The sequence below is a fragment of the Nitrospira sp. KM1 genome, from assembly GCF_011405515.1.
GTDB lineage: Bacteria > Nitrospirota > Nitrospiria > Nitrospirales > Nitrospiraceae > Nitrospira_C.
The window spans coordinates 1,497,786-1,517,530 of sequence record NZ_AP022671.1; the positions used below are offsets into that span (position 1 = coordinate 1,497,786).

The 19,745-nt window shown below is 58.2% G+C and carries 18 protein-coding genes and 1 pseudogene; 7 read left to right on the forward strand and 12 right to left on the reverse strand.

The genetic code is table 11. The annotated features are described in order from the left end of the window. The first annotated feature begins 58 nt into the window (after positions 1-58). The 5 genes from lon (at position 59) to W02_RS06825 (ending at position 6,104) form a co-directional block, all read left to right on the forward strand. Positions 59-2,566, forward strand: a complete 2,508-nt coding sequence (gene lon, locus W02_RS06805) for an endopeptidase La (RefSeq protein WP_173046054.1) — start codon at positions 59-61, stop codon at positions 2,564-2,566. 1 nt (position 2,567) lies between these two features. Next, entirely contained in the window at positions 2,568-3,620 is a 1,053-nt protein-coding gene (gene thiL / locus W02_RS06810) for a thiamine-phosphate kinase (protein ID WP_173046056.1), read from the forward strand. Between the two features lie 18 nt (positions 3,621-3,638). Further along, complete coding sequence (locus W02_RS06815) at positions 3,639-4,118, forward strand: DUF2062 domain-containing protein (protein WP_173046058.1); 480 nt, start codon at positions 3,639-3,641, stop codon at positions 4,116-4,118. A gap of 14 nt (positions 4,119-4,132) precedes the next feature. Continuing rightward, positions 4,133-5,560, forward strand: a complete 1,428-nt coding sequence (locus W02_RS06820) for an HD domain-containing protein (RefSeq protein ID WP_173046061.1) — start codon at positions 4,133-4,135, stop codon at positions 5,558-5,560. Positions 5,561-5,741: 181 nt separating this feature from the next. Then, positions 5,742-6,104, forward strand: a complete 363-nt coding sequence (locus W02_RS06825; protein WP_173046063.1) for a hypothetical protein — start codon at positions 5,742-5,744, stop codon at positions 6,102-6,104. Positions 6,105-6,317: 213 nt separating this feature from the next. Here W02_RS06825 and W02_RS06830 read toward each other — a convergent pair whose 3' ends face one another. Next, positions 6,318-6,758, reverse strand: coding sequence for a helix-turn-helix domain-containing protein (locus W02_RS06830; RefSeq protein WP_255458570.1), 441 nt, complete (start codon positions 6,756-6,758; stop codon positions 6,318-6,320). A 499-nt stretch (positions 6,759-7,257) separates the two neighbouring features. On the opposite strand from W02_RS06830, the gene W02_RS06835 reads away from it, so the two are divergent. Further along, positions 7,258-7,548 carry a hypothetical protein gene (locus W02_RS06835; RefSeq protein ID WP_173046067.1) on the forward strand — a complete coding sequence of 97 codons (291 nt, stop codon included), beginning with the start codon at positions 7,258-7,260 and terminating at the stop codon, positions 7,546-7,548. 21 nt (positions 7,549-7,569) lie between these two features. Here W02_RS06835 and W02_RS06840 read toward each other — a convergent pair whose 3' ends face one another. Continuing rightward, positions 7,570-8,154, reverse strand: coding sequence for an outer membrane beta-barrel protein (locus W02_RS06840; protein ID WP_173046069.1), 585 nt, complete (start codon positions 8,152-8,154; stop codon positions 7,570-7,572). Here W02_RS06840 and W02_RS06845 point away from each other — a divergent pair. Continuing rightward, complete coding sequence (locus W02_RS06845) at positions 8,146-8,436, forward strand: hypothetical protein (RefSeq protein WP_173046071.1); 291 nt, start codon at positions 8,146-8,148, stop codon at positions 8,434-8,436. The genes W02_RS06840 and W02_RS06845 overlap by 9 nt on opposite strands. Before the next feature lie 308 nt (positions 8,437-8,744). Here W02_RS06845 and W02_RS06850 read toward each other — a convergent pair. The 10 genes and pseudogenes from W02_RS06850 to arc form a co-directional block, all read right to left on the reverse strand. Beyond that, a pseudogene (locus tag W02_RS06850) lies at positions 8,745-10,266 on the reverse strand (N-6 DNA methylase). An 82-nt stretch (positions 10,267-10,348) separates the two neighbouring features. Continuing rightward, positions 10,349-10,561, reverse strand: a complete 213-nt coding sequence (locus tag W02_RS06855) for a DUF2283 domain-containing protein (protein WP_173046073.1) — start codon at positions 10,559-10,561, stop codon at positions 10,349-10,351. Positions 10,562-10,911: 350 nt separating this feature from the next. Then, on the reverse strand, positions 10,912-11,334 hold the full coding sequence (locus tag W02_RS06860; RefSeq protein ID WP_197742166.1) for a DUF5615 family PIN-like protein: 423 nt from the start codon (positions 11,332-11,334) through the stop codon (positions 10,912-10,914). After that, positions 11,331-11,582 carry a DUF433 domain-containing protein gene (locus W02_RS06865; RefSeq protein ID WP_173046075.1) on the reverse strand — a complete coding sequence of 84 codons (252 nt, stop codon included), beginning with the start codon at positions 11,580-11,582 and terminating at the stop codon, positions 11,331-11,333. The genes W02_RS06860 and W02_RS06865 overlap by 4 nt, the downstream gene beginning before the upstream one ends. Positions 11,583-12,408: 826 nt before the next feature. Next, positions 12,409-13,419, reverse strand: coding sequence for a M23 family metallopeptidase (locus W02_RS06870; RefSeq protein ID WP_232068668.1), 1,011 nt, complete (start codon positions 13,417-13,419; stop codon positions 12,409-12,411). Beyond that, positions 13,416-14,792: a Pup--protein ligase gene (gene pafA / locus W02_RS06875; protein WP_173046077.1), complete on the reverse strand. Its 1,377-nt coding sequence runs from the start codon at positions 14,790-14,792 to the stop codon at positions 13,416-13,418. Before pafA ends, W02_RS06870 begins: the two co-directional genes overlap by 4 nt. 128 nt (positions 14,793-14,920) lie before the next feature. Then, the gene (prcA, locus tag W02_RS06880) at positions 14,921-15,604 is read right to left on the reverse strand and encodes a proteasome subunit alpha (RefSeq protein WP_173046079.1); all 684 of its coding nucleotides are present in this window, start codon (positions 15,602-15,604) and stop codon (positions 14,921-14,923) included. 13 nt (positions 15,605-15,617) lie between these two features. Continuing rightward, positions 15,618-16,433, reverse strand: a complete 816-nt coding sequence (prcB, locus tag W02_RS06885) for a proteasome subunit beta (protein ID WP_173046081.1) — start codon at positions 16,431-16,433, stop codon at positions 15,618-15,620. Continuing rightward, a complete protein-coding gene (gene dop / locus W02_RS06890) occupies positions 16,433-17,932 on the reverse strand; it encodes a depupylase/deamidase Dop (RefSeq protein WP_173046083.1) in 1,500 nt (499 codons plus the stop codon). Before dop ends, prcB begins: the two co-directional genes overlap by 1 nt. Before the next feature lie 10 nt (positions 17,933-17,942). Then, positions 17,943-19,712 (reverse strand): proteasome ATPase, encoded by a 1,770-nt coding sequence (arc, locus tag W02_RS06895; RefSeq protein WP_173046085.1) that lies wholly within the window; start codon positions 19,710-19,712, stop codon positions 17,943-17,945. Positions 19,713-19,745 lie beyond the last annotated feature (33 nt).

Sequence of the window (19,745 nt, forward strand, 5' to 3'; positions counted from 1 at the left end):
CGTCCGAGGAGAGGCATCAGACCGCTGAAGCAGTGAACCGGAACACGAGACCACGTTCATGAGCGATTCGATCGAACAAGACCTGACGCCGCCGCAAAACGTCGAAATTCCGGAGCAGCTTCCTTTGCTCCCTGTCCGGGACATCGTCGTGTTCCCCTATATGGTCCTGCCGCTGTTCGTGGGACGTGAAATGTCGATCAAGGCCATCGAAGCCGCCTTGGCCGGCAACCGCATGATCTTCCTGGCGACGCAGAAGGCGTTGGATGTCGAAAATCCCACGCCGGACGACATCCATGCGATCGGCACCGTCGGCATCATCATGCGGATGCTCAAGCTTCCGGACGAACGCATCAAGATCCTCGTGCAGGGGCTGTCGAAGGCGAAGATCGCCAACTACATCCAGACCGAACCCTACTATTCCGTCCGGATCGACAAGATCACCGAAGCCAAGGCGGCCGGCTCGCATCTGGAAACCGAAGCCGTCATGCGAACCGTCAAAGAACAGATCGAACGGATCGTGAGTCTCGGCAAGGTCCTCATTCCCGACGTGATGGTGGTCATCGAAAACCTCGAGGACCCGGCCCGCCTGGCCGACATGGTGGCCTCGAATCTCGGCCTCAAGGTGGAAGTGACGCAGTCCGTGCTGGAAATCACCGATCCTGTCAAACGCCTCCGCAACGTCAGTGAGATCCTCGCCAAGGAAATCGACGTCCTGTCCATGCAGCAGAAAATTCAGGCGCAGGCCAAGGGCGAGATGGACAAGACGCAGCGTGAATACTTCCTGCGCGAGCAGCTCAAGGCGATTCAGAAGGAACTGGGGGAGCTGGACGAACGGACCGAAGAAGTCGCCGAATTCCGCAAGCGTGTCAAAGACTCCAAGATGCCGGACAAAGTGTTGAAGGAGACGGAGAAGCAGATCAAACGTCTCGAAAAGATGCACCCGGATACGGCCGAATCCGCGACCGTTCGCACCTATCTGGAATGGATGGTCGAACTGCCCTGGTCCAAAAAATCCAAGGACAACCTCGACCTCAAGGCCGCGGCGAAGGTGTTGAACGAGGATCACTACGATCTGGAAAAAGTCAAGGAGCGGATCCTGGAGTATCTCGCCGTCCGAAAACTCAAAGAAAAAATGAAGGGCCCGATTCTCTGTTTCGTCGGCCCTCCCGGGGTGGGAAAAACATCACTCGGCAAGTCCATCGCACGCGCGCTCGGCCGGGAGTTCGTCCGTATCAGTCTGGGCGGAGTTCGCGACGAAGCGGAGATCCGTGGCCACCGCCGCACGTATGTCGGCGCGCTGCCGGGGCGTATCATTCAGGGCATGAAGCAGGCGGGCACGAACAATCCGGTGTTCATGCTCGATGAGATCGACAAGGTCGGGATGGATTTCCGGGGTGATCCTTCGGCTGCCCTGCTTGAGGTCCTGGATCCTGAGCAGAACAGCACCTTTACCGATCATTATCTCGGAGTGCCGTTCGATCTGACCGAAGTGATGTTCATCACCACGGCCAACCTGATTGATCCCATCCTGCCGGCCCTGCGGGACCGGATGGAGGTGATCGAGATTCCCGGCTATACCGAAGAGGAAAAACTGGGCATCGCGCAAAAATACCTCATTCCGAGACAGCTGCAGGAACACGGGATCACTGAAAAACACATCAAGATCGTCGAACCGGCAATCCGGCAAATTATCATGCACTACACGAGAGAGGCCGGCGTCCGGAACCTCGAGCGCGAGATCGCCAATGTCATGCGCAAGGTGGCCAAGAAAGTCGCCGAGGGCAAGGGGCTGGGGTTCCCCGTCAATCCCGCAAATCTGCACAAATATCTCGGCGTGCCGAAATTCCTGCCTGAATCCGAACTCGAAAAGGACGAAATCGGCGTCGCGACCGGATTGGCCTGGACGGAGGCCGGCGGCGACGTGCTGTACATCGAAGCGACGGTAATGAAGGGAAAGGGCGCACTGACGCTTACCGGCCACCTCGGGGACGTCATGAAGGAATCCGCCCAAGCCGCCCTGAGCTATGTGCGTTCACGCGAGAAAACGCTCGGCATCAATCCCGATATGTTCTCGAAGCAAGATCTCCATATTCACGTTCCCGCAGGTGCGATCCCGAAAGACGGACCATCGGCAGGCATCACCATGGCGACCGCCATCGCGTCCGCCATGGCGCAAGTCCCTGCGAGACGCGATCTGGCGATGACCGGCGAGATCACGCTCAGGGGCCGCGTATTGCCCATCGGAGGCTTGAAGGAAAAGATTCTCGCTGCGAAGCGCGCCAAGTTGACGACCGTGATCCTGCCGAAGCGGAACAAGAAGGACCTCGACGAGATCCCCAAGCATATCCTCAAAGGCATCCATCTCGTGTTCGCCGATACGATGGATGACGTGATGAAAGTCGCCTTGCACCGGAATTCTAAGGGTCGCGCTTCGTCCCAGCGGTCCAACTCGCCGAAGGAACAGGCCCGCAAACATCCCGCGCGTCCCGGCCGGACCGGCAGGGCGGCGAGGCCGGCTGCAGGCCACGTGTCGGTCACCGCACAGACATTGATCCGACCGTTCTAGCATGTCCAAAAACCGGTCCAAGGCCCGGTCGTCCCTTCGTGAATTCGATCTGATCCGCACCATCCGGAATCGGTACGGTCGGGCGACCCGATCCATCGCCCACGGCATCGGCGACGATGCCGCGGTCGTCTCGTGGACCGGCCGGCAAGGCCTGCTCACAACCGACCTGGTCGCCGAAGGCATTCACTTCGATCTCCGAACCGCGACCTTGATCGACGTCGGCTATCGAGCTGCCGCGGCCAATCTCAGCGACATTGCGGCGATGGGAGGCCGGCCCGAATATCTCCTGGTGGCATTGGCTATTCCCCGAAGCGGCAAGAACGTGGACGTCGCTCGACTCTATAGAGGAATCATGGCCGCCTGCCGTCCCTATGATGTCCGCTTGATAGGGGGCGATACATCGGCTTCGGCTTGCGGCTGGTTCATCAGCATCACACTGACGGGATCGGCCACGCACGGGCGGCCGCTGCTCCGAAGCGGGGCCAGAAACGGCGATGGGCTCTACGTGACCGGGACGATCGGCGATTCGCGCGCGGGCCTGAAGCTTCTTCAATCCCGGCGGCCCAAGCGATCCGACGCTCATGTGTCTCTCCCTCATAGGCGTTTCCTGATCCGGAGGCATCTCCGTCCCGACGCGCGCATCGCCATGGGACAGTGGCTTTCACGCGAGAATTTCCCGACGTCGGCGATCGATCTCTCCGACGGCCTCTCGGGCGATCTCCGGCATGTGTGCAGGGAGAGCGGAGTTGGAGCAGAGGTGCAAATGAATTCCTTCCCGCTGTCGCCTGCGCTCCGCGCCTATGCCCGTTCAGCTGGATTGGATGCCGCCTCGATCGCACTGGCAGGGGGTGAGGACTATGAGTTGCTCTTTACCGTTGCCTCTACTGTCCGTTCCCGCTTTGAACGCTCGGCTGCACGTCAAAACATTCCGGTGACGCGGATCGGGGTGATTCGCCCGGCCTCCGCCGGCATCCGAGTGTCATGGCCGGACGGTCGAACAAGCCCATTGCCGCGCATCAGCTACGAACATTTTGAGCCGGCCTCCAAAACCTGAACCCGTACACAGACGCGCATGCCTTCCCTCCGTACATTGCTCAAGCAAGTGTTGCATCTGCAGGAAACCCCGCAGAGGACGGCCCTGGCGTTCTCAGTCGGGGCGGCCATCGCGTTCTGCCCCTTCTATGGATTTCACATGATCCTGGTCGGCTTCTGCACCTGGGCATTCAAGCTGAATTTCGTCGCCTTGATGGCGGGCGCATTGGTCAACAATCCCTGGACACTGGTACCGACTCTCGGCGCCACCTACTGGGTCGGCGCCGTCCTGTTGAACAGACCGGACGTGCCGTCGTTCAGTTGGGACGACCTGAGTTTCACCGGGATCTACCATCAGGTGATGCCCTATGCCGTGCCGTTCTTGGTCGGCGGTCTCGTACTGAGCGCAGTCGCTGCCGTCATCGCCTATCCCATCGCATTGTATGTCATCACGAAATACCGTCGCTCCCACGCGGCCGCCGCCGGCGAGCCATTGCCGCCCCGGGACCGCCTGGGCTAAGATGGCGAAGGCACATGACGCCACCCCGTTTCTTCCGTCCATCCAATGCCCCATACGACGGATCGGCGCTGATCGCCGACCCCATCCATAAATATGTCTCGTTCACCGTGCCGTTCGCCAGCGCCGACCCGCACGAGCGGACCGAAAAGGATCTGATCGACAGTCCCTGGGTGCAGCGGTTGCGCTATATTTACCAACTGCAGAGCGCCCGCTGGGTCTACCCGTCCGCCGAACACACGCGGTTCGTCCATTCGCTCGGCACCATGCATGTGGCCGGCCGTTTCGCCAAACATCTCTACCCGTTTCTTCAGAAAGCGGCCCCTGACGTGCCATCGGCGCACTATGTGGAAGAATTCCTGCGCATCACCGCGCTGGTCCACGACATCGGGCACGGTCCCTTCTGCCACTTCTTCGACGACAACTACCTCCACGACTTCAATGCCAGCCACGAAAAGCTGGGGCAACTCATCATCCGCGACCATCTGGGTTCCATCATCCGGAAGATCCGCCGAAGCCCCACCGGGCCGTTTGCCAGAGGCGAGGAATTGAATCCCGACCAGATCGCCCACGTCATCCTGAAAGAAAAAGGAAAAGACAACTCCCGTCTGCCGCGCTGGCTGAACATGCTCCAGCCCGTGATTTCCGGAAGCTATACCGCAGACAACCTCGACTACGTCCTGCGTGACTCTTACATGTGCGGCGTGGCCGTCGGTCCGGTGGACCTGACCCGGTTGATCCACTATACGATCATCACGGACAAGGGCTATACCATCCACAAGACCGGCCTGCCGGCGCTGCAGATGTTTCTGAATACCCGCATGTACCTCTATTCCAACGTGTACTTTCACCGGACGACGAGAGCGATCGACATTCATCTGCGCGACATCTTCGGAGATACCATGAAGCTCGTCTTCCCGCACGACCCGCGCAAACGGATGGAGGATTATCTTTCGCTCACGGACTGGTCGCTCCTCGAACAAGTCCGGGGCTGGACCAAGTCGCGGCATGCAGCCGAACGCCGCCTGAGCGGGGAATGGGCGCGGATTCTTGGGCGAGACGTGAAGTGGAAAATGGCCTACAGCACGGTGCTCAAGGAAAAGGGACAGGAACGGGGCATGGATTTCCCAAGCCACGAGCACTTTGGGAGACAGATCAGGAAGGAGCTGCCGGCCTCGCTTCAACGGATCGAATTCCGAGTCGATATGGCCCCGCTCGATCCGCGTCCCGACCCCAAGGACCGGAGAGGCAATCCGCTCTACGTTTACGATCCAGGGACCAAACACGTGTCCATCGAACCGCTGGAGGAATTCCTCGACCTGCTGCCGACCAGGCTGGTGCAGTTCCGGATCTATTCCCTCGATCACCGCAATGACTCCGCACTCTCAAAAGCCGCAGCCACCGTCCTGAACAAGACTCCCTCGAGCATGGAGACACAATTCTAGTTTTGCTGTCCGCTTGCCCGTCCTCCTGACATACTCGCGACATACGGGACCGATCACCGGACGCTCTCGCGCGGGACGCAACCGCGTAGAGGAATGCTCGCTCACGTCTTTGCGACAACGCCATATGACGCGATGATCGGCTCACGGCATCTTATTAATCGACAATTCATGGAGGCCAGCGATGAACCAATACGTTCTGTGGTTTCTCATCGGCACGATGCTGTTCACATCTGCACCTGTCGCGGCTCAATCGACCGGTAATCATACCCCCGCCAACGCGGCGGGCATCCTCAATGCTCTGCCTCCGGATCTCTATAAGAAAATGGAACGGTTGGCCCAGTTGATCGATCAATCCATCAAATCAGGCAAGCTCACCGATGCGCAGGTTCAGCAGGAGCTCATGTCGGGCAGACTGGACCAGACCATACGAGGATTGGGGCCTGAAGCCGGCCAACTGATGGATGAAATTCAATCAGACATGCAGAGCGGCAACGGTCCTGGCGAAAATGCACTGATGCCGTTGTTGGGAGGGTTGGGACAATAGAGCCGCGTGAGCTGCTCCGTGTGAACTTGTATTATCAGCGTCGCAGTGATGATCGGCCACCTGCACTATCATGCGAGTTGGGATACACCTGAGGGTGTGCTGAGACTGGAACTCACCGGGAACCGGCACAGCAGGCTGCTTTGGAGTACAAGAACCATCCCCCCGAAGCTCGCACCTAACGCTGCTCCCCCTTACACGCTATCCCGTCCACAATCAGGACGAGGTGCGCCTCGGAGCTTTATTATGATGTGGAGCGGCTCGTATTTCATGGTCGATGAGCCGTTCGATGAGTTTGAGCTGCCCGATAAGATGCTCACGTATTCCCGGCACCGATGAGGCGAATGCTTCGGCGCAGCGCTCGAGCGTCGCAATCTCTTCTTTGTCAAGGGGTTCCACCAGTTGGAGGAGTTTCTTTGCCCGATCCGGATAGTGGCGCTCAGTCTCCGCTGCATGCTGGGCGTCTTTATCATCAAAGAGCTGGCTGACCGACACATTGAAGTAGACGGCAAGCGTCTGAAGGGTCGCAAGATTCTTGGGGCGCACCCCTGCCAGAATGTTGTTGATCGTGCCATGCGAGACGCCAATCCGCTCAGCCAAGGCCCTTTGACTCATGCCTGAGTCGATCCGTTTCTGAATAAGAGCTTTCAATTTCACTTCGCGGAGTGTAGGCGGGTAGAAAAGAGTTCACAATCAACAATCATTTTGGTATACAATCGACACGGGCGAGCCGTTTCGGTCCTGACACTTTTGATTCCTATCTGTCACCGCACAAGATCATGAAGACTCCACATTCATCAAATTCAATAGGTATGACGAATAAACCCATACGAGCCTGACTCTTCAGCAAGCCAAATCGACGATATTCGGCTTCCCAGTAACGGCCGAGCCATATCGGACCGGAGAGAAATATTTTGGCAATATGTATATCAAAATGGTGGTCATCTCGCCCGCCTGACTGGTTGTCACACCAACGTCCGGTGTCTTGAATCGAATATCGGGATCTTCGCGCGGTCCAATAGAGTTTGTGAAATTTAATCGGAAGGGCATGGACCGAGGCGGATCATACGGCGGATCTATTTCACCGTTCACGATGACGCCGATGATGTCGGTCCGGGGCGGCAGCTCTACGGGAGACGTTTAGGGAGGCCATCAGATGACTCCCAGCGAATGGCTGGCGAAGCACACATGGCAAGCTCGCGCGATTCCCATCATCGATGAACAGGGCAATGCCATCGGCGGATGCCTGATCCATGCGATCACGTTTGCGATCCCATCGGTCAATGAACGGGTCGACGCGATCCATGCATTGAATCGGCATTGCCTGAAGAAGTATCCGTACTTGCGAGAGATCGTGCCGAGCAGCTATGTGATTAATTACGTGGACGACAGGATTCTTGCGACAAAAGCGGAGGCCGTCGCTTTCTTGCGCGACGCGGGACTATAATTTTCACTCCGTCCCAATCGTTCAGAAACGAATTCCCAGATAGAATCCCGGCATGACGTTCGTGTGGAGATCGAAATCCCGGCCGCCGGAGCGCACAGTCCCGCCAAGCGAAGTCACGTTGAGCAGAAAGTCAGCGGTAACCGCGAGTCGCTCAGTCACGGCATAGTCCACTCCCACGCCGAGGGGAATCAAGAACGAGCCATAGGTATTGGCCGTTCCGCTGTCGGTATCTTTGATGCCGGCCCGGACGAATCCGACGCCGCCCTGGACGACGAGCTTCGCCAGATTGCCGATGCCGGGAATGTCCCACCAATACTTGGCTTGGGCGGACAGGCCAAAAAGAAAATCATTCCCCGCTCCGGCATACTGCGCCAACGGCCCCACGGAAAGGGTGTGAGTCACGAAATAATCCGCGTGACCGTTGAACGCGAATTCAGCGGCTCCATCAGGCGTGTTTCCTAGAAAGCCCAGACCGCCTCCGCCTGTCCAGCGTCCTGCCTCCAATTGGTCGGCACCTGCAGCAGCGGGGCCAAGAATAACCATACCTGCGATCGAGCAGGAAAAAAGCGCCACCCGGGCAAGGATAAGACCAGGGCAATGAAACATGACGACCCTTCATGGATGAGCCTCCGCTACGATCCCACCGACGGTGCGTGGAGTCAACCGGCAGATTCGCAAGTCGAAGATAGTCACCAGCCGCAACGCCGTGCGGCAACGAATCCTAGCAGGCCGTCGAAAAACTGTTCCGGACCCCGAGCAACCGTGAATCGTGCATGGTCGTTGGTCGAGCCAGAAGAGCTCAGGATGTTCAAAGAGGTCGTATGGCTGAAGCAGAATCGGCTCAGCAAGTACGAATTCACCTGGTACCTCACGGTCAAAGTAGGATAGGAAGTTAAATCAACCTGGCCATTGCCGCGCAGAAAGCACGGAAGCCATCAAGGCGCATCGCAACAACTTCATAGATGTTGCCATAAGCCCGGCCCGGTCCAGAGAACGGGACAGGCGATCAGAACGAAGCACGACTACGCTTTCCGGCTCGCTGATCATGTCGTGATAGATGGGTTGATCCCGGTTAGGACAGAGGCAATCGGGCCGCTCGGTTGGACGAGGTGAGGCCGACGCCAACAGTGACTTCCAACCATTTTGTTTGCTCCCAAACTCGCCGCAGCAATTGGTCAAAACATTTAGGTATTAGCTCAGCCCTTCACCGAGTCATTTCCGAGATCGTTCGTTATCAATCGAAATTGTTCAAGAGCTGATTCGAGGTCGTCGACGATTTCTTGGGCAATCACGTCTGGATTAGGGAGGTTATCGGAAGCCTCGAGGGACTCGTCTTTGAGCCAGAAGATGTCGAGGCTGGCTTTGTCGCGGGCGATGAGGTCGTCGTAGGCATAAGCGCGCCAGCGACCGTCCGGTTTCCTTTCGGACCAGGTAGCTTTACGCTCATGGCGATTCCCTCCGAACCGCTTGTCGGTCCGGTCGTTTAGGCCGTTGTAGCACTTCACGAAATCGTCCAAATCCTCACGCTTCAGCGTATTGGTCTTGAGCGTGAAGTGCTTGTTCGTGCGGAGGTCGTAGATCCAGAGCTTCTTGGTCCAAGGCGTCTCGCTCGCTGGCTTTGTCGAAGAAAAGCACGTTGGCCTTCACGCCTTGGGCGTAGAAGAGGCCTGTCGGTAGACGGAGCAGGGTATGCACGTCGCAGTCATGGAGTAGCTTGCGGCGGACCGTCTCCCCTGCCCCGCCCTCAAAGAGCACATTGTCCGGCACAACGATCGCGGTGCGGCTGTTGACCTTCAACAGCGTCTTCACATGCTGGACGAAGTTCAATTGCTTGTTCGACGTAGTGGCCCAAAAGTCGTCTCGCTCGTAGGTCTCCCGCTCCCTTGACGCCTCGCCGTTCTGCCCCACCACCGTGTAACTGCTCTTCTTGCCGAACGGCGGATTGGTCAGCACGATGTCGTAGCGATCGCCCGGGTCGCCGGCCAATGAGTCAGCCACGACGATGGGCTCATAATCTTGGCTGCCGATCCCGTGCAGCAAGAGATTCATCGCACAAAGCCGCGCGACCGCGTGCACTAATTCACAGCCACGAAGCGTCTGCTCCTTCAGCGTTTTCTTCTGTGCCTTAGTCAGATTGGGATTGTTCTTCACAATATAATCATGTGCGGCAAGGAGAAACCCGCCGGTTCCGCAGGCCGGATCGCAAATCGTGTCACTCGGCTTTGGCGCGACACAGTCCACCATTGCTTGGATCAACGGACGTGGCGTGAAATATTGGCCGGCCCCACCCTTCACGTCTTCGGCGTTTTTTTGGAGTAATCCTTCGTAGGCATCGCCTTTCACATCGGCGCTCATCGCGGACCAGTCTTCCTTGTCGATCAGGTCCACAATCAGCCGGCGGAGCTTGGTTGGGTCTTGAAACTTGTTTTGGGACTTGCTGAAGATCAGCCCGAGCAGGCCTTTCTCATTGCCGAGCTTCTCTAGACTGTGGCGGTAGTGGTCGAAGAGCTCATCGCCGTCCTTCTTGAGTAGGCTTTGCCAACCGCACTTGTCGGGGATCGGACTTGGCTGGTTGTACGGCGCCTTGGTCCGCTCATCGGCCATCTTGAGAAACAGCAAATACGTCAACTGCTCAACGTAATCACCATAGCTCATCCCGTCGTCACGGAGGACGTTGCAATAGTTCCAGAGTTTTTGGACGATGGCGGAAGGGCTCATGAGGTTAGATACCGGGCACTCTCTCCCAGAGGGCAGCGTGGAGGCGGAAGTCCAAATGACGGGCAGCGGCTTAGCTGTCTTCTTATGTTCCGGTCATGAGTTCAGCTTCCAGCGGATGCCCTTTGCGAAATCGGCTGACACCGAGCACACTGAAGCCCAACACATGCCCTTGCTCGTCTACCCGTTCCATGACCGCATCGTGTGCGGTGGCCCTCATGAAACCCGGCGCCTCACGGAACTGCACTTCGAGGTAGTCCGCTTCCGGATCAAACCAGACTTTCACTTTTTCGGCCATACAGTTTCTCCTGCCTTGAGTTGATCAGTCGGAGACCGAAGCACCCGCTCAATCTCTGTGCCATCCCTGCCATTTCCTGATGCTGAAGAACGTGGGCAACCCGCTCATCGGTCATCCTAACGGATCGGCCAAAACAATCACGAATGACCTTCATTGATCTCCCCTAAAGACACAAATACACGAAGTCACCCCTGATTTAACGTATCGTCATAGCTCATCCCGTCGTCACGGAGGACGTTACAGTAGTTCCAGAGCTTTTGGACAATCTGGGTTGTAGGAGACATTCCGCTACTTTCTCATACGAATTGGGCGTGGGGACCGAAACCTTTGTACGTCGGAAACTTGGAACTCTACATCGATGACATCTTCCGTGGAATGAGAGGGCCGAGATCAGACAAATAACAGCTTGAGGAACTCGGCTGGCCACGACGAGAAGATCCGGCTGGCTGGGCTCCGGCAGATCGGCTAGCCGGTACAGATTGGAGTTCGGTTCCATACCGATCCAAAACCATCAGGCAGGTCGGCGCTTGCTGTGATGCAGATAAGACCACCAGCCGGATCATTCCAGCATGCGCCTGTTCACGCACCACGACCAACTCACCAAAGTCTTTGTCGAGGGTGACAAGAATGCGGCCCTCCTTATAGGCCAGGGCTAAGATCTCTTCATCACCGGGATCCTCGAGCCAATCTCCCGCCCAGATGACATCGTGCCCTGCGGCCTTCAGGGGAACCATGGCGGCACCCGACACGCAAGTATCGAGCAGAAGTTTCACGAAGCGGATTCGAGCGGCAAAGGTTCAATCCGCTCATGGCCGACGAGTCGATCTGCGTAGGCAAGGCGGGCTTGAATGTCTTCACGCTCCAACCATGGATACCCTTGCAGGATCATGTCGAACGTGTCGACGGCCGCGAGCATGCCGAGGACGTGTTCAACGGCGAGCCGGCGGCCTCGGACAATCGGCTTCCCACCGAAAATCTTGGGGTTCACTGTGATGCACTTGAGGAGAAGTTGCTCAATCATAGTCCGCCTCGCATGGCCGCATGGTAGCGCACTTGCGAAGAGAAGAACACCTTGCAAAATGCAGGCAGCTCATCCCGCCGGGCCACTGCCAGCAAAGCAGTGCGTCGCTCAAAGGTGGCATGAATAGCTTGACACAATACGGCGAGCACCGATGTCTACCGACGTTCTTCACTGCTTCGCAAAGTGTGCCAAAGCCTCAGCGCGAGCGTGCCGGAAGGAGCGGAGCCCCCAGTTCAACACTCTACAGGGTCGGCAGAGATCTTGTTGCGACTTGCGCCGAGGCGAGGGGTCCGCGACGCGAGGAATAACGAGCGTCACGCCTGCGGACGGCGCCGAGGTGGTGAGGCGCCAGGAATCCGCGCTTGGCGAACAGATGCGGTCGCGAGAACGACGGCGAGCACCGATGTCTACCGACGTTTCTTCACTGCTTCGCAAAGTGTGTCAAGGCTCAGCGCGACCGTTGCCGGAAGGAGCGGGCCCCATCAGTTCAGCACTCTACAGGGTCGACAGAGATCTTGTGGCGACTGGCGCGGAGGCGAGGGCACCGCACTTGGCGAACAGATGCGGTCGCGCGAGCGACGGCGAGCACCGATGTCTACCGACGTTTCTTCACTGCTTCGCAAAGTGTGTCAAGGCTCAGCGCGACCGTTGCCGGAAGGAGCGGGGGACCCAGCCAGACGTGGCGGAGCAGGAAAGCTGGAACTGACTGAGGCGACACGGTCGTAGACTGTGGCCGATGGAATTCCAGAAGGCTTCCAGCTTCGCCATGTCGGCAAGGGTCGCTCCTGCAGGCATGAGAGCGATTGAGGCCTGGCACACTCCCCTTTTATTCTTTGGCGGGAATGTCTTCCGCCACGATCCCCGTTTCCGGCGCGGGAGCGGCGGTTTTGGTGACGGAAGGCGACCCGTTCTTGAACGGCAGATCGAGCAGCGCATAGGGATTGACCCGGGCGCCGTTCAGCTTGACGCCCCAATGGAGATGCGGCCCGGTGGCCCGGCCGGTTGCACCCACCTTGCCGATAACCTGTCCTGCCGTGACCAAATCCCCGTCTTTGACCAGAATGTCCGAGAGGTGAAAATACATGCTGTAGAAGCCGAGGCCGTGATCGACGAAGATGCCCCTGCCTGAGAAAATATGATCGACGGTGAGCCGGACGATGCCGTCGTTGGTGACCGCGACATCCGTTCCCGTCGGCGCGCCGATGTCTTCGCCATTGTGCGGGTTGCGAGGCTTGCCGTTCATGACACGCACGCTGCCGAAAATGCCCGTTCGCTTGCCGGCGACCGGTTCGACGAAATTGCTCCTCCAGAGTCGAAGCGCCGAGTTCTCCGTCAGAGCCAGCTTCACCTGGTCCTGTTCGGCCTTCCAGCGGGCGGTATTCTTGTCGTCGAGATCGACCTTGTCCTTGGGAAGCTTCAGATGTTCGACAGCGAACTTTTCCTTGGCCACCAGCACATTGAAACTCAAGTGTCTGCTCTCGTCCTTCCGCTTAATGTCCACCGCGAGCTCATGGGTGCCCGGTTCGTCCTGCATGTCGATCCCAAGCAGTCCCACATACCCCGGCGCTTCGCCTGCCCGCATCTCACGGAAAAACGGAATCGTGCGGTTCAGGAACCGGCCCGCCACGTCCGCCATGTCTTCCGTCTCCGCCACTTTGATCACCAGGACCTGCCCTTGCTTGCCGCTGTACTGTCCATCGATGCCCTTGGGTGGAGGAGGCTGATTGGGAAAGAGCGCAACGGGGAACACACTGGTAAGCAGGACGACCGTGATGATGAGCGTCCGATCGAGCCGGGACAGCCTGCTTCTCGCCTGTTTGAGCACCGGAATGATCATCGGTAAAACCGGAGTCCGGATACTTGGGCCACGAGCTCGTCCACCCGGCGATTGACGGCACTGAATGGGTCCATGCAGAGGATGGTCTCTTCCCAATAGCCATTAAGTTTGAGGTAGGTCCAATCCACCGTGTAGGACCGATTCTTCGCCCGCGCGAAGCGGATGAAATCTCCGCGGACCTTGGCGCGGGTGGTCTGAGGCGGCGTGGACATCGCGCGCTGCACGGCGTCTTCCTCCACAACGCGTTCGATCAGGCCTCGGGATTCCATCAGATAGTAGAGCCCGCGGGTGCGTTTCACATCGTGAAATTGCAGATCCAACAAGAATACCCTGGGATCGTCCCAGCCGCAGCCTTTTTTCTCGATATAGGATTGGATGAGGTGGCGCTTCGTGACCCAGTCGATCTCGCGGACGAGCTGCATCGGATCATCCTCAAGCTTGTCCAGAATGGCCGCCCAGCGGTTCCACACATCGTCGAGGATGGGGTCATGGTCCTGTTGAGCCAGATATTCCTGCGCGCGGTCCAGATAGACGCGCTGGATTTCCACGGCCGTCATTTGCCGTCCGTCATCGAGCTTCACTTTGCGTTTGACGCTGGGATCGCGGGAGATCTCCCTGATCGCCTTGACGGGATCTTCGAGCTCCATCCCGTGGACCGTATAGCCTTCCTCGATCATCGAGAGGACCAGCGCGGCCGTCCCCACCTTCAGATACGTCACCACCTCGGACATGTTGGAGTCGCCGACGATGATGTGCAAACGCCGGTATCGCTCGGCATCCGAGTGAGGTTCGTCGCGGGTATTGATGATGCTGCGCGAGGATGTCGTCGATGACGAGGTCTTCTCGTGGATATGCTGCGCGCGCTGCGAGACAAAGAATTGCGGCTTCCCTGAGACCTTCAGGACCTTCCCCGCTCCGCTGAACACCTGGCGCGTGACAAAAAACGGGATGAGCTGCTCGGTGACCTTCCAGAAATCGACGTCCCGGCGCATGAGGAAATTCTCGTGGCATCCGTACGTGTTGCCGAGCGAGTCGGTGTTGTTCTTGAAAATATAGATTTCGCCGGACAGTCCTTCCTCCCGCAGACGTTCTTCAGCCGCAGGCAAGCAGGCCTCCAGGAGACGCTCGCCGGCCTTGTCGTGCACGACCAACTCCAAAATGTTGTCGCATTCCGGCGTGGAATATTCGGGATGGCACCCGGTGTCCTGGTAAAAGCGCGCGCCGTTCACGAGAAAGGCGTTCGACGGCCAGCTGTTCGGAATCAGTCCCTCGAAAATATATCCGAGAACCTTTTCCATCGGGAGATAGATCCGGCCGTTCGGCGAAAAGATGAGCCCGTACTCGTTCTCAAGGCCGAAAATCCGCTGTTTCATGGGACCGGGGGGCATCATGGATCGTGGTCACGTTTCCATGTGATGAGCCGTTTCGTGGTGTCGGTGAACAGAATACACGGTGAAACGGCTATCTTCAACCGAAGGGATGGATCTTGCCCGCGTGGCGGTCAGGCGAGGAGCTGCTTCGTTTCGGCGGTGGTGAAGCGGCGGAACTTCCTGCCGTCTCTCGTCCGGTCGAGAACGGCCACTTCCAGGCTTTCCGGCAGCAGTTTCACGTTTCCGGTCTGGTCCAGCGCGGTGATGCAGAGGGTGAGCGCGGTCTTGAGATCGGGCGATTGGGCCGGCAGCTTTTCCTTGAGGACCGTCTGCACGGCTTCGGATTTGCCGCCGATCACCGCGGACTGCTTTTCGTCGATGATGCTGCCGTCGAAGGAGATGCGGTACATCTCATTGGCATGGCCGTTGTGCCCGATCTCCACGACGAGAATCTCGACTTCGAGCGGTTTCATTTCCTGACTGAAGATCGTGCCGAGACTTTGCGAATAGCCGTTGGCCAGCGACCGGCCCGTCACGTCCTCGCGGCTGTACATGAACCCCTTGAGGTCGGCATGCCGAATGCCGGCCTTCCGCAAGTTCTCGAATTCGCTGTACTTGCCCGCGCCTGCGAACGCGATGTTGTCGTAGATCTCGGAAATCTTGTGGAGGGTGGCGCTGGGATTCTCGGCGGCGAGCAGGATGCCGTTCACATATTCCATGGCAATGATGGAACGTCCCTTGGCGATGCCTTTCTTGGCATACTCCGCCTTGTCCTGCATCATCTGTTCGGGGGAGACGTAGTAGGGCATCGCCATGGATGAACACTCCTTACAGGCGGCGGGTCGAAATCATGGTGTCGTAGATACCACGGATCTGCTGTTCCGCCACGTCGGTAATGCCGGCGGCGCTCACGATCTTGGCGGTCGGATAGATCCCTCTCACGAGATCGGGACCGCCCGTGCCGACGTCGTCATCCGCGGCATTGTAGAGGGCCAGGAAGGCCAACTTCAGCGCCTCGGCCTCGGTCAATCCTTTCTTGAAATGCTCGCGCATCGTGCCTCTGGCATCCTTCCCGCCTGAGCCGATCGCATGATAGTCGGACTCTTCATAGCGTCCACCGGCCAAGTCGTACTTGAAGATGCGCCCCTCCGAACGTTTCACGTCGTAGCCGACATACAGCGGCATGACGACCAGCCCTTGAAAGACCATCGGAAGGTTCGCCTTGACCATCTGCCCCAGCTTGTTGGCCTTGCCTTCGCAGGACAGTTGGACGCCTTCAAGCTTTTCATAATGCTCTAATTCAGTCTGGAAGAGTTTCGCCATTTCGACGCAGGGACCCGCCGCCCCGGCAATGGCCATGGCCGAATATTCATCGATCTTGAACACTTTCTCGATCCGCCGTTCGGCGATCTGAAATCCCTCGGTCGCCCGCCGGTCGCCGGCGATCACCACGCCCTGTTGGTACTTGATGCCCAGAACGGTGGTCGCTTGCGGCACGCTCACGACTCCGGAGCCTCTCATGACGTCCGACCCGGCGGTCGCGGGAGCGGCGGCGCGTCCGTGCAGTGTGAGGTCGGGATGATGAACGCTGAGAAAATCGAAAAAGCTGGGGTCGTCGTGGTTGGGCAGAAAGGGAAGTTTCATTACGCCTTCAATTTGGTCAAGAGAGCTTCGGCCGTCTCCGATTGCTCAAAGAGATCACCCGTCAGTGACTCCGTTCCACGAAGCGGGTCCATGAGCGGCACTTTCTTGATCGCCGTATTTCCGACGTCGAAGAGCACGGAGGTCCAGCTTGCGCCATAAATCGACTTGGAAAATTTTCCGACGCAGCGCCCTCGAAAATACGCCCGGGTCCCCGGAGGCGGGACGAACTCCGCCCTGGTCACCTCCACGTCCTGCACGATCCGTTCGATGAGATGCGACCGCTCCAGCGTGTAATACAGACCCTTGTCCGGACGGACGTCGTGATACTGGAGGTCCATCAGCCGGATGCGCGGATCATTCCAGCCGCAGCCTTTCCGTTCCATGTAGGATTCCATCATGTGCCGTTTGGCCACCCAATCCAGCTCCTGCACGAGCGTATGGGGATCGCGCTCCAATTTATCCAACACGTCCTCCCATCGGACCAAAATATCCTTCGTGACCTGATTCAAATCGCGGCACGAGTAAAAGTCCATCGCCGCTCTCAGATACGCCCGCTGAATCTCCACCGCCGTGATCGACCGGCCTCCGGAGAGCCTGAGGGACTCCTTCATCGTCAGATCGCGAGAGACCTGCTTCATGGAACGCACGGGGTCGTCCAGATCGATCTCAGGAACGGGTGCGCCGGCTTCGATGAGGTCCAGTACGATGCCCAGCGTCCCGACTTTGAGATATGTGGACACCTCCGACATATTGGCATCGCCGACGATGACGTGAAGCCGCCGGTACCGACCGTAGTCCGAATGCGGTTCATCGCGCGAATTGACGATGGGCCGCTTGACCATGGTGTTGAGATCGACCAGGCATTCGAAGAAATCCGCGCGCTGGGAGATTTGATAGTCGGCGTGGGCGGTCTGGTTCTCGGCGCCCACTTTGCCCGCGCCCGCATAGATGGCGCGGGTGACGAAGAACGGGGCCAGCAGTTTCACGAGTCGTTCGAACGGCACCGACCGCGACACGAGATAGTTCTCGTGATACCCGTAGCTGTTGCCTTTTCCGTCCGAGTTGTTTTTGTAGAGCACGAACTGTTCACGCCCGCGGTCTTTCGTCATGGCCTCCAGGCACTGGACCAGGATTCGTTCGGCGACGCGCTCGAACGCGACGATCTCCCTCGGGCTGGTGCATTCCGGCGTGGAATATTCCGGGTGCGCGCCGTCGACATAGAGGCGCCCGCCATTGGCGAGCACCTTGTTGAGCTGGCGATTGTAGTCGGGGTTGGGCCGTTCGCGTTCGCCGTCGACTTCGAAGCCGCGCGCATCGAGAAGCGGATTCTCGTTCTCGTAGTCCCACACCGCGTGCGGAACCGAGATCCCGGGGTAGTACGCGATGACGGCGAGCGAGTTGGCGATGGGATCCACCGCCGCGGCATCGCGGGACGCGATGCCGAATTCCGTCTCCGTTCCCAATACGCGAGGAATGGTAGGAGCGTTAGCGTCCGGCATGGAATACTGGCTAGAGATAGTGACCTGTCGTGACGGTTTCGATCTGACGGGAATCGGTCGGGCCGCCGCTGATGGTCCGAAGATGCACGATCTTCTCGCCTTTCTTTCCCGCGACTTTGGCCCAGTCGTCCGGATTCGTCGTGTTCGGCAAGTCCTCGTGTTCCTTGAATTCTTCACGAATGGCCCGGATCAGATCTTCGGATCGCAGACCATGACCTTCATTGGCGATCGCCCGTTTGACCGCGTATTTTTTCGCCCGGGATACAATACCCTCGATCAATGCTCCGCTGGCGAAATCCTTAAAGTAGAGAATCTCCTTTTCGCCGTTGGCATAGGTGACTTCGATGAACTTGTTCTCTTCGGAGGCGGCGTACATCGCCTCGACGGTGCGATCGATGAGATGTTCCACGAACGGTTTCGGGTCATCCCCGTACGGTTTCAGCTCCTCGGCGGCAAACGGCAGATCGATGCCCACGTACTTGGAGAAAATATCCTTGGCGGCGGTGGAATCAGGACGCCCGACCTTGACCTTCACATCCAACCGGCCGGCACGAAGGACGGCGGGATCGATCAAATCCTGCCGGTTGCTCGCGCCGATCACGATGACGTTGCGCAAACTCTCCACTCCGTCGATTTCCGACAGGAATTGCGGCACGATCGTGGATTCGATGTCGGAGGAAATCCCGGTCCCCCGCGTGCGGAAGAGCGCATCCATCTCATCGAAAAATACGATCACGGGGTTGCCTTCGGCCGCCCGCTCCTTCGCCTTCTTGAACACTTCCCTGACCTGACGTTCCGATTCTCCGACATACTTGTTGAGCAGCTCGGGACCCTTCACGTGCAGGAAATAACTGCGCACTTCTTTCCCGGTCAGGTGCCCCAGCTTCTTGGCAATCGAGTTGGCGACCGCTTTCGCGATCAGCGTCTTTCCGCAGCCGGGCGGACCGTACAACAGCACGCCCTTGGGCGCGCTCAGCTGGAACTGCGAAAAGAGTTTGGGATGCAGGAACGGCAACTCCACCGCATCGCGCACCTGCTCGAGCTCGCGCTGGAGGCCGCCGATTCGGGCGTAATCGACATCAGGCACTTCCTCGAGTACGAGCTCTTCGGCCTCGGATTTCGGCAGCTTTTCGATGACACACCCGGATCGCTGGTCGTACAACAAATGATCGCCGACACTGAGGCGCTCGAGCAGCAATGGGTCGCCGAGTTCCGCCACTTTTTCCTCGTCGAACCGCAGTGTGACGAGTACACGGTTGCCTTCCAGGAGGTCCTTCAGGCGGACAACCTCACCCTGCACATCGAATCCCTTGGTCTCGATCACGTTGAGCGCCTCGTTCAGAATCAATTCCTGCCCTTTTCGCAGGTCCTTCCCATTGATGGACGGATGCACGCTGACCTTCATCTTGCGGCCGGAGACGAAGACGTTCCCCGTCCCATCCTGATTCAGGCTGGAGAATATGGCATAGGTAGACGGGGGAGCGGTCAGCTTTTCGACTTCTGCGCGCAGGGCCTCGATCTGCGCCTTGGCTTCCTGCAGAGTCGAGACCAACTTTTCGTTCTGCTTATTGGCCTGGTCGAGCTGGTAGCGTGATTGGTAGAGCCGACGGATTTCTTCTTCCATCGACTGGATCTGCACGCGGAGTTTTTCCGCTTCTCTCACGTGTTCATCGTTTCGAGGTGTCACGTCCGCTTCTCCCTCAGACAGCCGCTTCGTAAGACTCTTCACGGAATCTCGGAGGGACCGGAGTCGGCTTGGACTGCCTTTCTTCTCAGCCATGGTGCTCCACCGGGTGAAGGCGAAAACCCTTGT